This window comes from Pseudomonas sp. Sample_24 (assembly GCF_004307605.1).
Classification (GTDB): domain Bacteria; phylum Pseudomonadota; class Gammaproteobacteria; order Pseudomonadales; family Pseudomonadaceae; genus Aquipseudomonas.
In genome coordinates, this window is record NZ_RCNW01000049.1 from 1 (window position 1) to 715 (window position 715).

Annotated in this window: 1 protein-coding gene; it reads left to right on the plus strand. The window is 61.1% G+C overall.

Features of this window, described 5'->3' with window-relative positions:
• On the plus strand, positions 1–715 hold a 715-nt coding region (locus D8V06_RS02440), incomplete at both ends, for an adenylosuccinate synthetase (RefSeq protein WP_177434333.1).

A 715-nucleotide genomic window follows, 5' to 3' on the forward strand; every position in this document is an offset into this window, starting at 1 on the left:
ACGTTGCGCTGGACCAGGCCCGTGAAAAGGCCCGTGGCGAGCTGAAGATCGGCACTACCGGTCGCGGCATCGGCCCGGCCTACGAAGACAAGGTTGCACGTCGCGGCCTGCGTGTGGGCGACCTGCTCAACATGCCGCGCTTTGAAGACAAGCTGCGTGAACTGGTGGATTACCACAACTTCATGCTGGTGGGTTACTACAAAGAGCCGGCCATCGACTTCGACAAGACCCTGGCCGAATGCAACGAATACGCTGAGCTGCTCAAGCCGCTGATGCTGGATGTGACTGCCGAGCTGCACGACCTGCGTCGCGCTGGCAAAGACATCATGTTCGAAGGCGCCCAAGGCTCCCTGCTGGACATCGACCACGGTACCTACCCGTACGTGACCAGCTCCAACACCACCGCTGGCGGCGTTGCTACCGGTTCGGGTGTTGGCCCGATGTTCCTGGACTACATCCTGGGCATCACCAAGGCTTACACCACGCGTGTAGGTTCGGGTCCATTCCCGACTGAGCTGTTCGACGAGGTCGGCGCGCACCTGGCCAAACAAGGTCACGAGTTCGGTGCAACCACCGGCCGTGCCCGTCGTTGCGGCTGGTTCGACGCTGTCATCCTGCGTCGCGCTATCGATGTGAACAGCATCTCGGGCATCTGCCTGACCAAGCTGGACGTGCTCGACGGTCTGGAAACCATCAACATCTGCGTCGGCTACAA